This window comes from Microbacterium sp. YJN-G (genome assembly GCF_015040615.1).
GTDB lineage: Bacteria > Actinomycetota > Actinomycetes > Actinomycetales > Microbacteriaceae > Microbacterium.
Map to the genome: position 1 here is coordinate 453305 of NZ_CP060402.1, position 13753 is coordinate 467057.

The following is a 13753-nucleotide window of genomic DNA, read 5'->3' on the forward strand; positions in this document are numbered from 1 at the left end:
TCCGGGTGGCGGGCGCGCGTCAGTCGCGCGCAGCGCGCCTGGTCGTGTGCCGGGTCGGGGTCGCCGCCCACGGATCTTCGGGCCACGGATGCTTCGGGTAGCGGCCGCGCATCTCGGCGCGCACCTGCGCGTACGGGCCGGCCCAGAACGAGGCGAGGTCGCCGGTGACGGCCAGCGGGCGCCCGGCGGGCGAGAGCAAGTGGAACAGCACCGGCACGCGGCCGGCCACCAGCCGCGGGGTCTCGGCCCAGCCGAAGCACTCCTGCAGCTTGACGGCGACGACCGGGGGGCGCGCCCGGATCATCCACGGGCGGGTAGGCGATGCGGATGCGCGACCCGCTGGGCACCTCCAGCCGCTCGGGAGCGAGCACGTCGAAGTCGACCGCGGACGGCCAGGGCAGCAGCCGGCGCAGCGCCGGGGCGAGGTCGATCCGGCCTGCGGGCGTTCCGGAGGCCAGCGCGTCGAGCTCCGTGCCGAGCCAGCTGTCGAGCCCGTCGAGCAGTGCGGCATCCGACACATCCGGCCAGGGCTCACCCAGCTCGCGATGCAGCAGCGCGAGCCGGCGGCGCAGGTCATCGGCGGCATCCGACCAGGTGAACACTCCCAGGCCCTCCGCCTGCAGTGCCCGTCGCACCGCGTCGTGACCCTCGTCGGCGGTGGCGCGCACCGGTACGGATGAGCGCACGATCGCGCCCACGCGGCGTTCGCGGCGGGCTGACACCCGCCCCGAGACGAACTCCGCCTCGACCCGGTCGGTCAGCAGGTGGCTCGCCGCCTGCTCGACCTGGGCCTCGGAGATCACCGCGGCCGAGCGGATCACCGCACCCGAGCCCGCCGCGGCGCGGCCGGATGCCCGGGCGACGTCGGCGACGGCCAGCCATTCGGCATCCGCCAGCGCCCCGCGCACCCCCGCCCGGGTTCCTGATGCCAGTAGGAACGTCGCGCCGTCGGCCGACCGGTCGACGCGGCGGGCGATGCGCTCCGGGAACGCGTGGGCGATCACCAGCCCGACATCGTCGGAACCGCCGCGCCGGGACTCCTGGGTGCGGACGTACCGGCTGAAGCGCGCGACGTCGCGCACCCAGCGCTGCGCCTCCGGATCGCGGCGGTTCCGCAGTGCGACCACGGCGTCGGCGGCGTCTGCGCCGGGGATACGGATGTCTCCGGAGAGCAGCGCGACCACCTCGGCAGCCAGTCGGATGCCGACCAGCGGGGCGCCGTCGCGCAGCGCCCGCGCGAGGCGCGGGTCGGCGGGGATGCGGGCGAGCGCCCGGCCCTCGTCGGTGGCCCGGCCATCGCCGTCGATGGCGCCGAGACCGCGCAGCACGGTGGTGGCGTCCCGCAGCGCATCGGCGGGCAGCGGGTCGATCAGCCGCAGCCCCGCACCACCGGGCGCACCCCAGCAGGCGAGCAGCAGTGCGGCGTCCGTGAGGTCGGTCGTCGCGATCTCGGGCGCCGACCGCGCGGGAGCCGCCGCGAAGGTGCGCTCGTCGATGCAGCGGATGACGGTGCCAGAGCCCTGACGGGTGGCGCGCCCCGCGCGCTGCACGGCAGACGCGCGCGGAGACCCTGAGGTGACGAGTCCGGTCATGCCCCGCCCCGCGTCGCGTTGCGGATGCCGTGACAGGCACGTGTCGACGACCACCCGCACGCCCGGCACGGTGAGCGACGATTCGGCGAGTGATGTGCTCACGATGATGCGTGGTGAGTCGCCGGCTCGGCGGCCGCGGATGACGGCATCCTGCTCGGTTGCCGGGATCTGCCCGTGCAGCTCCCGCACGTCGAACCCTGATGCGCGTTCGCGCAGCCGGCGTGCGATCTCGGTGACCTCGTACGCGCCGGGCGCGAAGATCAGCACGTCCGCCGACGGGTCGTCACGGGTCAGGTCGCGAGCAGCGGATGCCGCCGTGCGCGCCACGTGGTCGAGGAAGTCGCGGGTGACGCCGCGCTCGTCGAGCCGCGGCGTCGGGCTCGGCGCCCAGAGTTCGGTGAGCGGATGCGCGGGCACGGTGTGCTCGACGATCGGGGCGGGGGAGCCGTCGTCGCCGATGACCTGCGCGATCCTCGCCGCGTCGAGGGTCGCCGACATGGCCACCAGGGTGAGGCCGTCGCGCAGTTGGCGCGCCTCGCCGAGCAGCCCGATCAGCAGGTCGGTCTCGAGCGCCCGCTCGTGCACCTCGTCGATGACGACCGCGTCGACACCCTCGAGTCCGGGGTCATCCAGCATCCGGCGCAGCAGCACCCCCGCCGTGACGAACTCGATGCGCGTCTCGGCGCTGACCTGGCGCTCGCCGCGGACCGTGAAGCCGACGCGGGTGCCGAGCGCGCTCCCGTCGAGCTGCGCGAGTCGCCGGGCCGCGGCGCGGGCGGCGACCCGGCGGGGCTGGGTGACGATGACGCGGCCGGGGGAGCGGGATGCCAGCAGCGGCGGCACGAGCGTGGTCTTGCCGGTGCCGGGCGGGGCGCTCACGACGGCAGAGGTGCTGCGATCGAGCGCCGCGCGGAGGTCGTCGAGGGCGGCCGCGAACGCCAGGCCGTCGCCGATGGCGGCGAGGTCGAACGGGGCGGGCAGCATCCCTCCATCTTCCCGTGCGCAGACAGAAGGAGCCGCCTCGCACGCGTGCGAGACGGCTCCCCGGTGTCAGCGGACGGTCAGTCCGCGGTGGGTGCGTCCATGGTGATGGGCTGCTCGACGACGGCGGTCGAGACGGATGCCGCAGGCGAGGCGGATGCCGCGGGGGCAGCATCCGTGGCCTGGGCGACACCGGCACCGAAGCCGCGGCCGACGGCCTGGCCCTGGATGATCGCAGCGAGGTCGAGGCCGGTGGCGGCGCTGACGCTGTCGAACACCGAGCGCATCGCGCGGGCGCTGTCGCCGCCGACGACACTGGAGGCGCCGTCTTCGCCGTTGCCGCCGATGATCGAGACGTTGCCGATGGTCGAGTACCCCTTGGCGAACTCGGCCATGATCGACGGCAGAACCTCGAGCACGCGCTGCGACAGGAACGCCTCCTGGTTGGACGCGATGGCCTTCGCTTCGGCCTCGACGGCTGCCGCACGCGCCTCTCCCTCGGCGCGGATGGCGTCCGCTTCGGCGTTGGCGCGCAGGCGGCGGGCCTCGGCCTCTGCCTCGGCCTGGGCGCGCAGCGCGTTGGCCTCACCGGTGGCGAGGGCCTCGGCCGCCGCGGCCTCACCGGCGGCGCGGGCCTTGTCGGCCTGCGCCTGCTGCTCGGCGATGCGGGTGCGTGCCTCGGCCTGCTTGACCTGCTCGATGGCGGCCGCCTCGGCCGCCTTCTCACGGGTGAACAGCTCGGCCTGTGCCCGGGTCTCGGCCTCGTAGCGCTCGGCGTCGGCGACGCGCTTGACGTCGGCGTCGAGCTGGGCCTGCTTGTTCTCGGCCTGCTGCTGCAGAACGGCCTGCTCCGCCTGGGCACGAGCGAGCTGTTCGGCCTGCTCGGCCTCGGCGCGGGCACGACCGATGCCGGCGTTGGCGTTGGCGGTGTTGGTGTCGAGCGCGGTCTGCTCGATCAGGTTCGCCTCCTGGTTGGCGATGTCCTTCTGGTTGATCGCGCGGTCGGCGTTGGTCTGCGCGATCTCGGCCGCCTGCCGCTTCGCCTGGATCTCGGGTGCCCCGAGCGAGCGGATGTATCCGACCGCGTCGGTGATGCCCTTGATCTGGAACGAGTCGAGGATCAGGCCCTGCTCGGCGAGGTCCTGCGACACGTCGGCGGCGATCTGGTCGGAGAACTTCTTGCGGTCGCGCATCAGCTCGACCACCGACAGAGTGGCGACGATGCCGCGCAGGGCGCCCTCGAGCTGTTCAGTGGTGAACTGCTCGATCGCCTTGTCCTGCGAGGCGAATCGTTCGGCCGCGCGGCGCACGTACAGCGGGTCGGATCCGATCTTCACGATCGCGACGCCGTCGACGTTGAGCGTGACGTTGTCGAGCGACTGCGCCTCGGCGTTCAGCGACACCTGACGCGAGCGCAGTGAGATGATCTCGTGGCGCTGTGTGATCGGGTTGACCAGCGACTTGCCGTTGACGATCACCGTGACCGGCGATTCGGCGAGCTCTGATGTGGTGGTGCCGTCGGCGGCGATGACCGCCCGCTGCACCTTCTGCTTGCGACCCGAGATGACCAGAGCCTCGTCGGCGCGGGCGACCTTGATCCAGCTGCGTGCGAACAGCAGCAGGACGAGTCCGATGATGACGACACCGACGACGACGATGCCGACGATGACCAGGATGCCGATGATTCCGGCGATCTCCATGGTGACCTCCCTTTCCCCTCATAAGGTTCCAGGTACACCATGCCAGACCTGTCCCCCCGACTTCGCCCCCGACTTTCGCACCCGACGCTCCCGTCTGGCCCTGCCACTCGCGTCTCGGGGCTCACGTCTCGGGCTTCGGGCCTCGGGCCTCGGGCCTCGGGCCTCGGGCCCCGGGCTTGGGCCTTGGGCCCTGGGCTTGGGCACGGGGCTGGGGCATCGGGTCGCGCCGCGGGTCGCAGCCCACGGTCACGCGGCGAGCGTGTACCTGGCCAATCCGCCCAGCCGGGGTTTACGGGATGGATCGACGCTGGGTGGCGGGATGAACCACACTCGTGCGGCCACGCCGGTTCCCTCGACGCGGATGTCCCAGCCGTTGTCGTGGATGCGATGGTGACACGACTCGCAGAGCAGCACGCCGTTGTCGAGGTCGGTCGGACCGGCATCTCGTTGCCACCATCTGATGTGGTGGGCGCGCGTCATGTCGGGCGGGAGGCCGCACATCGAGCATCCGCCGTCTCGTTCTGCCAGCGCGAGGCGCTGTGCGGTGGAGAAGAAGCGCTTGCGGCGGCCCCAGTCGAGGATCTCGCTGTCGGTGCCGAGTACGCACGGGATGACGCCACCGGATGCCGCCATGCGGCGGACGGCGCCGATGCTGATCGGGGTGTCGATGCCGTCGACGGTGCCGTAGCCCGTGCCGTCGACGAGGTCGTCGACGGCCACCCGGACGATCACGGTGGCCCCGGCGAGGGCGGGGGCGTCGTTGTCGCAGCCGAGGGCGTGCGCGCAGATGGCGGACAGGCCATCGGCCTGCAGTTGGGCGACCGTCCGGTGGTCCGCGTCGGGCGCATCGGGGTCGATGGCGTCCTTGCGGGCGGCGAACTGCGCTGAGACGTAGGCGTTGAGGGCTGCGCGAACGGGGGCACCGCACTCGATGTCGAGCACGCCGTTGACGTGGAACGCACCGTCGCGCTCGAACATCGTCACCGCGCGCTGCGCGCGGATCTCTTCTTCGCGCGGCGCGACGCCGTCGGGGTCGAGCCAGGCTTCGGCACGAGTGAGCAGCTTGCGGACGTCATCGACCGACTGTCCGGCGGCCTTCTCGACGAGCTGTTCTTCGGCGGCGGCCAGGTGCTCGGCGGATATCTTGAACCGCACCCTGTCGAGCAGCGCGATGATCAGGCCCGTGGTGCCGGCGCCGAGCGCCCCTGACCAGAGCGCAGCTTGCACCGCGGGATACTTCGCCGGGAGGCGGTCACCCACCAGATCGGTGCGCGGCGCGGTGGCCTCGCCGACCTTCACGTGGCGTGAGGCCTCTGCCGTGGACATGCCCGTGGTCGTCGCGATCAGCTGCGAAGCATTGCGGAATCCCTGCTGCTTTGCGAGCGAGTCGGGGCCGAGGCTCGAGCGCGATTCGGAGGCGATCCCCGCTGCGACTTCCGACTGCAGCGCCTCGGTGAGGCGTCGCACTGCCCCCAGCGCATCATTCGCCGCCATCAGCTGCTGCCGTGTGAGACCCGTCGCGTCAAGTGCGCCTGACCACGCCGCATGCAGACGCTCGATCGCGTCATCCAGCGGGGTCAGGTGATCCGTCATATGTCCAGCTTACGATGGCGACACATGAGAGTCAAACAAATGTTCGAAGTTTATCTTCGACATTGCTGGAACTCCGGGCCCCTGCGCCTTCGAGAATCCGAAGCAAACTCCGAATCTATGTACGATCGCGCTCGCGCAGCTTCTCTGTGAGCGCCAGCAGCTGCTGAAGTTCGACGTCGTCGAGTGTCGACATCCGCTCGGCGATCGAGCGGCCGTGCGACGTGGCGACAGAACGGAACGCCCGTGCCCCGGCATCCGTCGCGGTGACGATCGCGCCGCGCCCGTCGTCGGGGTCGGTGGTCTTCGTGATCAGCCGCCTGGCGACCATCCGGTCGACCAGGCGCGAGACGCTGGGCTGGCTGATGAGGGAGTTGGCGGTGACGTCGCGCAGGCGCGCGCTCATCCCGGGTGCGCGTGTCACCGTGAGCAGCACGTCGTACTCGGCCTGGGTGATCTCGGCGCCGTCGAAGTCACTGCTCATCTCGCCGAGCAGTTCATGCTGCGCGCGGAACAGGCTCTCCCAGGCCTGAAGGGCCAACTGGCGGTCGGTCATCCCCTCAGATTAGTGGGGCGGGTGCGCATCCCGGCCGCACGCCGCCTCGTGCCGGACACAAGTCAGGGCCGGTCGGAGAGGCTTCCGACCGGCCCTTGTCCCTTGCACCAAGAGTGTCCTGCAATCACATGCGGTGTATGCCACAGCAAACATTCACCGTGCGATCACTCTATAACGGCGAGGTAACGAATGCAACGGTTTGGTCACGAAAGTCTGTTTCGGAATCTGTCTTCGACTCGGCCGAGCTGATCGGGCGGATTCAGTCAACTTCGATGCACCCTCATCGCCTTCACGCGATCGGGAAGCTCCCGGCGATCCGGGCGTGCGCCGCTGTGATGTCGAAATCATGGGGCTGTGCCTCGTTGATGCGTCTCACGAGCAGGCGCGGCCAGAGGACTTGGATGCCGTCGACGGTGAAGCTGCCGCCGATCATCGGCCAGTCCGCCTCGAGGAAGCAGAGTGCGCCGTGCACTGGGATGTCCGCGCCATCGAGGGCGGCGCGAACCAGCGCGACCTGCCTTCCCACGCTGTCGACGAGTTTGGTCCCGTCGCGGCCACCGATGCGCAGGCTCTCTACACGCGGCCGGAGGATGCCGCCTTCGACGCGCAACTGGGCGGACCGCCCCGTGCAGGTCGACCGCGAGACGAGGTGCACGGTCTGGATGCGCGCGACATCCTGCTGCGGGTCGGCGAGCGGGCGCTGTGAGCCCGGCCGGACGCGACCGGGGATGATGCTGCGGCCCGCACGGGACGAAGGTCCCGTCCTTACCGGACGCCCCGCGCGCAGAGTGGACAGCAACTCGATCGAGATGGGGAACTGGGAGGGAGAGGGGAGCGTTGCTGATCCGGCAGGTCGCTGTCTGCCGGCTCAGCAGCGGCCACCCCTGGGCCCCTGAGCCCATCGAAGGGCGCTCGTCAGCACGGTGTCCGGCATGGGTGGGGCGTGGGGATGCTTCGACAGGCTCAGCAACCCATCCCTGCGACACACCCGTCCCCGAAGGGCCGTCACTCACGCAGGCGCCTCCTGCGCCCACACCTCGCGCCCCCGCCGCTCGTGCCCCCGCTCCCGGGCATCCCCGTCCCCGCCCCCGACGACGACGAACTCCTCCTCTACCCGCGGCACGCGCGCGTTCCATCCCAGCTCATGCCGGATCCGTGCCCGCAGGGTGTCGGCTGCCGCCGGCTCGCCGTGGGTCAGGAACACCTGCCGCGGCGGGATCGGTGCGGTGCGCATCCAGTCGATGATCTGATCGGCATCCGCGTGTGCCGACATCGTGTCCAGCGAGCGCACCTCCGCCAGCACCGGGATGTCCCGGCCGTAGATGCGCAGCGTGCGTACCCCTCGCCGCAGCGCGTCCCCGCGGGTGCCGCCGGCCTGGAACCCGGTCAGCACGATCGCGTTGCGCGGATCGGGCCCGTAGGCGGCGATGTGGTGCAGGATGCGGCCGCCCTCGACCATCCCGCTGGCGGAGATGATGATGGCGGGGCCGCCGCGCAGATTCAGCGCCTTCGAGTCCTCGACGCTGCGCACGAGGGTCGCGAGTCCGTACATCCGGCGGAACTCCTCTGCCGAGACCCGGTGCTCCTCGGGGAAGCGGGCGTAGATGTCGGCGCCGTTGACCGCCATCGGGCTGTTCAGAAAGACCGGCACGTCGGGGATCCGCTTCGACGTCCGCAGCCGGCTCAGATGCAGCAGCAGCGACTCGGCCCGGCCGATGGCGAACGCCGGCAGCAGCACCACGCCGCCCCGGCGGCACACCCTCGTGACGATCTCCGCGAGGGCATCCGAGGGGTCCTCACCCGAGTGCGTCCGGTCGCCGTACGTCGACTCCGAGACGAGGACGTCCGTCTGCCCGAGCGGACGCGGCGGCAGCATCAGCGGGTCATCGGGCCGGCCGAGATCGCCGGTGAAGTGGATGCTCACCCCGCCGACCTCGATCCGCACCTGCGCGGCGCCCAGGATGTGCCCGGCGGGGATGAGGGATGCCGTGATGTCGCCGGCGCCCAGGCCGGTGCCGAAGCTCTCGTCGAAGGGGTGCGTCTGGAATCGGTCGAGAGCGTTCCTGGCGTCGCGTTCGGTGTACAGCGGACGGGGATCCGCATGCCGCGAGCTGCGGCTCCGCGCGGCATAGGCCGCCTGCTCCTCGAGCAGCCGGCCGCTGTCGGGCAGGATCAGGCCGCTGAGCCTGGCGGTGCCCTCGGTGCTGTGGATCGTGCCGCGGAAGCCGTCGCGCACCAGTGCGGGCAGGTAGCCGGTGTGGTCCAGGTGCGCATGGGTCACCACGACCGCGTCGATGCTCGCCGGCGGCACCGGGAACGGCATCCGGTTGCGCTCGCGCAGCACCTTGTACCCCTGGAACAGCCCGCAGTCGACGAGGATCCTGGTCCGCCCGCTGTCGATCAGATAGCGGGATCCGGTGACGGTGTCGGCCGCCCCGAGGAAGCTCAGCGTCACACTCATACCCATCAGACAACTCCGCCGCGACCGTGCGGAGCGGGACCTTCGTCATCCGGTCGATGTTCGGGGCACGCCCGCGATCACCCGGCGGCGACGGGATCGAGCGGTGCGCACCAACGCACCCGGGTTCCGCCGTCGGGCTGCGGCTCGAGTGAGTAGTCCCCGCCGCGCCGGGCGGCGCGCGTGGCGAGGTTCGCGGTTCCGCTGCGGGTCATCCGCTCCGGCAGCCCCACGCCGTCGTCCTCGACGACGACGCTGACGTCCTCATCGGTCACCCCGAGGGACACAGCGGATGCCGTGGCATGGGCGTGCCTGCTGATGTTCGCGAGCGACTCCCGCACGACGGCGACGACGTCGTCGGCCAGGTCTCCGGCGACCGCGAGGTCGACCGGGCCCGAGAACGACACCCGCGGCAGCGGAGTGAACTCCGAGACGACGCCGAGCACGCGGTGCCGCAGTCCGCGATCCGAGGCGTCATGGCTGCGCAGGGCGAAGATGGCGGTGCGGATGTCGGCGATCGCCCCGTCGAGCGCTTCGACGTGATGCTCCAGGGTCGCCGCGTGCTCGGGGTGCTCGGATGCGAATCCCTGCAGCCCCAGCGCCGTCGCGAACAGCCGCTGGATGACATGGTCGTGAAGGTCGCGGGCGATGCGGCCGCGGTCCTCGATGATGCCCATCTGCTGCCGCTGCTCGCGCGCACGGGCGAGCGAGATCGCGATGCCCGCCTGCGACGCGAACTCCGAGACGGTCCTGAGCTCGGTGGCCGTATAGCTCTCGCTGCGCCGCGAAACGCACAGCGCGCCGACGGCATCCCCCGCGGTCACCAGCGGCACCGCCACCGTGTGCCCGAACGGCCGCAGCACCACCTCGTCCGGATCCGGCAACCGGCCGGTGACCGGCCTGCCCTCGTCGATCGCGCGGGCGGCGAGGGCGCCGGCGGCGGGATAGTGACTGCCCTCGATGACCTCCGCGCCGTCGCCCAGGGCGATGTCGATGCGCAGCTGTTCGTCCTCGTCCGGGGTGATGATCGCGACGAGCTCGGCGGGGATGACCGCGGCGACGCCCTCCGCGACCACGCGCAGCGCATCGCCTTCAGCGGAGAGCAGCGTCGCGGTGACGTCGGCGAGAGCCGCGCGCAGCTGCTCGCGGCGCCGCGCCTCGGCGTACAGACGGGCGTTCTCGATCGCGACACCAGCCGTAGTGGCGAGTGCCTCGATGATCTCCTGATCCTCGGCCGAGAAAGCCGAGTTCTCGGGATCGGTCAGGTAGAGGTTGCCGGTGGTCCGATCGCGCAGGCGGATCGGCACCCCGAGGAACGCCTTCATCTCGGGATGGTGCGCGGGGAAGCCGACCGAACGCGGATCGTCCGCGATGTCGGGGATCCGGATGGTCTCTCCCGTCTCGATCACCGCTCCCAGCAGGCCGCGGCCCTGCGGCAGCGGACCGATCCGCTCCGCATCCTCCGTGCTGATGCCGGCGTGCAGGAAGCGCTCCAGGCGGCCCTCCTCGTCGAACACGCCCAGGGCGCCGTAACGTGCGCCGACGAGTTCGATGGCGGCATCGACGATCCGCACCAGCACCTGGTCGAGGTCGAGGTCCTCGTTCACGGCGCGCGTGGCGGTGAGCAGGCTGCGCAGCCGCCCTTGAGCGGTGAGCACGCGCTGCGCGCGCGCCATCAGCTCCGCGATGGTCCGCTCGAGCTCGAGTCGGGGCACATCCGGAAACCGCAGCAGGTCATCTTCCATGGGGCTCCCCAGCCGTCTGTGAGGGAATTTTACCCGGTGGGCGGGACTTTGTGCCCGGTGATCTGCGTCACGTGCGTGCACTGTGAGCAGGTGCGGTCCGCCGTGCCTGTGCGGGAGGATGGCGGTGACGGTCCGTGCGTGCGCGATCCGGATGCCGGCGGCGCGCGACTCTGAACGAGCGGAGGATTCCATGAGCACCGTGTTCCTCGTCGACGACCACGAGATCGTCCGGCAGGGCCTGGCGGCCGCCATCGACTCGCAGGAGGGCCTGCGCGTGATCGGCGAGGCGTCGAACGTCGCGGATGCCGTGCACCGGATCGCCGCGACCGAACCCGACGTGGCGGTGCTCGACCTGCGGCTTCCGGACGGCAACGGCATCGATCTGTGCCGGCAGATCCGCCAGTCGCAGCCCGAGGTGAACTGCCTCATCCTCACCGCCTACGACGACGATGACGCGATGTTCGCCGCCGTTGTCGCCGGCGCCTCCGGGTATCTGCTCAAGAGCGTCCGCGCCGCGGAGCTGATCGACGCGATCCGCAGGGTCGCATCGGGCGGACGGCTGCTGCACGCCCAGGCCGAGCGGGCCGCCGTGCAGCGCATGCGCGATGCCACCCAGGAGGACCCTCGATTCGGTTCGCTGGGGCTGCGCGAGCGGCAGATCCTCGCCCTGATCGCCGACGGGCTGACGAACAGGCAGATCGGCGAGCGCCTGGGCCTGGCCGAGAAGACCGTGAAGAACTACGTGTCGGGTCTGCTCAGCAAACTGGGCCTGGACCACCGCACCCAGGCGGCGGTGTTCGAGGTGGAACGGGCGCGCGGCGGCAGCGGCTAATCGCGCCGCTGCCCGTCGGCGGCCCCCCAGAGGTGCGATGCACGACGACGACCGGGCAGTGCGCGTGCGTCACGCAGGCCGAGCTGACCGATCCGAGCAGCAGGCTGGCGAACCCGCCGCGTCCGCGATTGCCGAGCACGAGCATCTCGGCACCCCCGCTCTCATCGATCAGGGCAGGGGATGCCGGCCCCGGCAGCACGGCCGTCGTCATGTCCTCCGGAGGCTCGCCCGCGAAGACCGTGTTGAGAGAGGACTCGAGGATCATCGCGGCATCCGCCTCGGGTGACCACTCGGCCGAAGACATCACATCCACCAGCGGCGGGTACTCCCAGGTGGTGACGACGCGCAACGGCGCACCCAGCGCCGTCGCCAGCCGGGTCGCGTAGCGCAACGCGCCGAGAGAGGAGTCCGAGCCGTCCACGCCGACGAGGACGGGAGCCTTCGCAGAGCTGGCCATACGCCCACCCTGACGGCTGGCAGGACACGTGTCCGGGACGAAGGTCACACCCCGGTGACGATCCGTCCCGCAGGGCGGACGCACGTCCGGCCCCTCCCATAGGGTGGGGACGGCGCATGGGGGGATGCCAGGCACACGGCACCATCGCCGCCGTCGCGAACGACGCGAACGACGAGAGAACGGAGTGCTGTCCATGACCACGCCCGAGGCTTCCGCAGCGTCGAGCCGCCGCATCCGCCTTCCCGGTGCAGGAGTGCTCGGTGCGCTGCTGCCGCTCGTCACCGCCATCACCCTCGTCGCCTGCACTCCCGCCCAGACCGCGGTCGACGGCATCGAGGCGGCCGCGCGCGAGCCGGCGGCCGGCGCGGGCGACGCACCCGAGACCGCCGACTCCGAGATGACCGCCGTCTTCGATCGCATCACCGGTTGCGACGACGTCGCCGCCCACGTGGCGCCCTTCATCGAGGGACTGGAGCTGCACGAGGACAGCATCGTCGACGAGTGGGGCGTGTACTGCACCTGGGAGTCGCCGGAGGGCATCACCGACCTGTCGCAGATCGCGTCGGTCGAGGTGATGATCGAGCCCACGGGAACCACCGAGCTCGCGGCGGATGCCGACGATCTCGAGCGGGGCGGGCTGGTCATCATCCCGGATGCGGCGATCGAGCGTGCCGGGGGAGTCGCCTACACGATGGACGTGCAGACCTCTGTGGCAGCCGCCGCGACGACATCGGTCGACGTTCCGGGCGTCGAGCTCACGGTGACCGGCGGGCAGTGGGGCGACCTGCCGGCGCTCGATGCGGATGCGGCGATCGAGGTCGCCAAGTCGCTGCTGTCGCTGGGCTGAGTACGGCGCCGCGCCTGCGCCGAGCGGATCAGCGGGCGACGGTGCGGAACCCGGCGTTGCCCATCGACGAGTCGGGGGTGTTCTGCGAGCGGGCCGAGTTGCGGTACCGGTTGCAGTAGGAGTGGTGGCACAGGTAGCTGCCGCCGCGCAGCACCCGCGCACTGCCGTGCTGGGGACCGATCGGCGCCACCGCCGCCTCGGGCGTGTAGGTGGTGGGGGAGTACCAGTCGCTGCACCACTCCCACACGTTCCCCACGGTCTGCCACAGGCCGTAGCCGTTGGGCTGGAAGGTCTCGACGGGCGCGGTGGTGAGCCAGCCGTCCTCGCGGGTGTTGCGGGTGGGGAACTCGCCCTGCCAGATGTTCACGCGCCAGCCGTCCACGTCGGGCTCCTCATCGCCCCACGGGTACTTCGCGTCTTCCAGGCCGCCGCGCGAGGCGTACTCCCACTCGGCCTCGGTGGGCAGCCGGCGCCCGGCCCATTCGCAGTACGCCTGCGCATCGTTCCAGCTGATGTGCACGGCCGGATGGTCGTCGAGTCCCTCGATGACCGAATCCGGACCACCCGGATGCCGCCAGTCGGCGCCGCGCACCCCGTACCACCACGGCGTGCCCGCCGCGGGGCCCATGATCATGTCGTCGTCGGCCTGCACCGCGAGGTGGAACACCGCCGAGTAGCCGAACGTCTCGGCCTCGGTGAGATAGCCGGTGTCGTCGACGAACGCGCGGAAGGCGCGGTTGGTGACCGACGTGGTGTCGATCGAGAACGCCTCGAGGGTCACCCGGTGCCGTGGGGTCTCTCCGTCGCCGCGATTCTCGTCGCCCGAGGAATCTCCCATGGTGAACGAGCCGGCCGGGATCCGCGCCTGCGGGATGAGGTGCTTCGAGCCGGATGCGCCGCCCGCCAGGAGCGGGATCGCGGATGCCGGGGCGGCGAGGAAGGCGCCGCGGCTGGGCGTGCCGCACGTGCAGGAGCCTGCGGGGTGGTCGGTCATC

11 protein-coding genes and 1 pseudogene are annotated in these 13753 nt (G+C 71.2%); 3 read left to right on the top strand and 9 right to left on the bottom strand.

Annotated elements, in window-relative coordinates:
- Window positions 1–19: 19 nt before the first annotated feature.
- The 5 genes and pseudogenes from hrpB to H7694_RS02165 form a co-directional block, all read right to left on the bottom strand.
- Window positions 20–2576, bottom strand: a pseudogene (gene hrpB / locus H7694_RS02145) (ATP-dependent helicase HrpB).
- 77 nt (window positions 2577–2653) lie between these two features.
- The gene (locus H7694_RS02150) at window positions 2654–4273 is read right to left on the bottom strand and encodes an SPFH domain-containing protein (RefSeq protein ID WP_193597920.1); all 1620 of its coding nucleotides are present in this window, start codon (window positions 4271–4273) and stop codon (window positions 2654–2656) included.
- Between the two features lie 246 nt (window positions 4274–4519).
- Window positions 4520–5866: an HNH endonuclease gene (locus H7694_RS02155; RefSeq protein WP_193597921.1), complete on the bottom strand. Its 1347-nt coding sequence runs from the start codon at window positions 5864–5866 to the stop codon at window positions 4520–4522.
- 115 nt (window positions 5867–5981) lie between these two features.
- Window positions 5982–6419, bottom strand: a complete 438-nt coding sequence (locus H7694_RS02160) for a MarR family winged helix-turn-helix transcriptional regulator (protein ID WP_193597922.1) — start codon at window positions 6417–6419, stop codon at window positions 5982–5984.
- A gap of 289 nt (window positions 6420–6708) precedes the next feature.
- Entirely contained in the window at window positions 6709–6891 is a 183-nt protein-coding gene (locus H7694_RS02165; RefSeq protein ID WP_193597923.1) for a hypothetical protein, read from the bottom strand.
- Here H7694_RS02165 and H7694_RS02170 point away from each other — a divergent pair.
- Complete coding sequence (locus H7694_RS02170; protein ID WP_193597924.1) at window positions 6886–7125, top strand: hypothetical protein; 240 nt, start codon at window positions 6886–6888, stop codon at window positions 7123–7125. The genes H7694_RS02165 and H7694_RS02170 overlap by 6 nt on opposite strands.
- 303 nt (window positions 7126–7428) lie before the next feature.
- Here H7694_RS02170 and H7694_RS02175 read toward each other — a convergent pair whose 3' ends face one another.
- Entirely contained in the window at window positions 7429–8880 is a 1452-nt protein-coding gene (locus tag H7694_RS02175) for an MBL fold metallo-hydrolase RNA specificity domain-containing protein (RefSeq protein ID WP_193597925.1), read from the bottom strand.
- A 77-nt stretch (window positions 8881–8957) separates the two neighbouring features.
- Entirely contained in the window at window positions 8958–10622 is a 1665-nt protein-coding gene (locus H7694_RS02180; protein ID WP_193597926.1) for a GAF domain-containing protein, read from the bottom strand.
- A 190-nt stretch (window positions 10623–10812) separates the two neighbouring features.
- On the opposite strand from H7694_RS02180, the gene H7694_RS02185 reads away from it, so the two are divergent.
- Window positions 10813–11454, top strand: a complete 642-nt coding sequence (locus H7694_RS02185; RefSeq protein ID WP_193597927.1) for a response regulator — start codon at window positions 10813–10815, stop codon at window positions 11452–11454.
- On the opposite strand, the gene H7694_RS02190 is transcribed toward H7694_RS02185, so the two are convergent.
- Entirely contained in the window at window positions 11378–11911 is a 534-nt protein-coding gene (locus tag H7694_RS02190) for a universal stress protein (protein ID WP_193597928.1), read from the bottom strand. The two genes, H7694_RS02185 and H7694_RS02190, sit on opposite strands and share 77 nt — an antisense overlap.
- Window positions 11912–12104: 193 nt before the next feature.
- Between H7694_RS02190 and H7694_RS02195 the strand changes: the two genes are divergently transcribed.
- The gene (locus H7694_RS02195; protein ID WP_193597929.1) at window positions 12105–12758 is read left to right on the top strand and encodes a hypothetical protein; all 654 of its coding nucleotides are present in this window, start codon (window positions 12105–12107) and stop codon (window positions 12756–12758) included.
- A gap of 28 nt (window positions 12759–12786) precedes the next feature.
- Here the strand turns inward: H7694_RS02195 and H7694_RS02200 are convergent, their stop codons facing one another.
- Window positions 12787–13752: a formylglycine-generating enzyme family protein gene (locus H7694_RS02200; protein WP_193597930.1), complete on the bottom strand. Its 966-nt coding sequence runs from the start codon at window positions 13750–13752 to the stop codon at window positions 12787–12789.
- Between the last annotated feature and the right edge of the window lies 1 nt (window position 13753).

What these genes read in the sequence shown, in the direction of transcription:
- H7694_RS02195 (WP_193597929.1), top strand. Translation starts at nt 12,105, where the DNA reads ATGACCACGCCCGAGGCTTCCGCAGCGTCGAGCCGCCGCATCCGCCTT.
- H7694_RS02180 (WP_193597926.1), bottom strand. Translation starts at nt 10,622, where the DNA reads ATGGAAGATGACCTGCTGCGGTTTCCGGATGTGCCCCGACTCGAGCTC.
- H7694_RS02160 (WP_193597922.1), bottom strand. Translation starts at nt 6,419, where the DNA reads ATGACCGACCGCCAGTTGGCCCTTCAGGCCTGGGAGAGCCTGTTCCGC.
- H7694_RS02155 (WP_193597921.1), bottom strand. Translation starts at nt 5,866, where the DNA reads ATGACGGATCACCTGACCCCGCTGGATGACGCGATCGAGCGTCTGCAT.
- H7694_RS02200 (WP_193597930.1), bottom strand. Translation starts at nt 13,752, where the DNA reads ATGACCGACCACCCCGCAGGCTCCTGCACGTGCGGCACGCCCAGCCGC.
- H7694_RS02150 (WP_193597920.1), bottom strand. Translation starts at nt 4,273, where the DNA reads ATGGAGATCGCCGGAATCATCGGCATCCTGGTCATCGTCGGCATCGTC.
- H7694_RS02185 (WP_193597927.1), top strand. Translation starts at nt 10,813, where the DNA reads ATGAGCACCGTGTTCCTCGTCGACGACCACGAGATCGTCCGGCAGGGC.
- H7694_RS02175 (WP_193597925.1), bottom strand. Translation starts at nt 8,880, where the DNA reads ATGAGTGTGACGCTGAGCTTCCTCGGGGCGGCCGACACCGTCACCGGA.
- H7694_RS02190 (WP_193597928.1), bottom strand. Translation starts at nt 11,911, where the DNA reads ATGGCCAGCTCTGCGAAGGCTCCCGTCCTCGTCGGCGTGGACGGCTCG.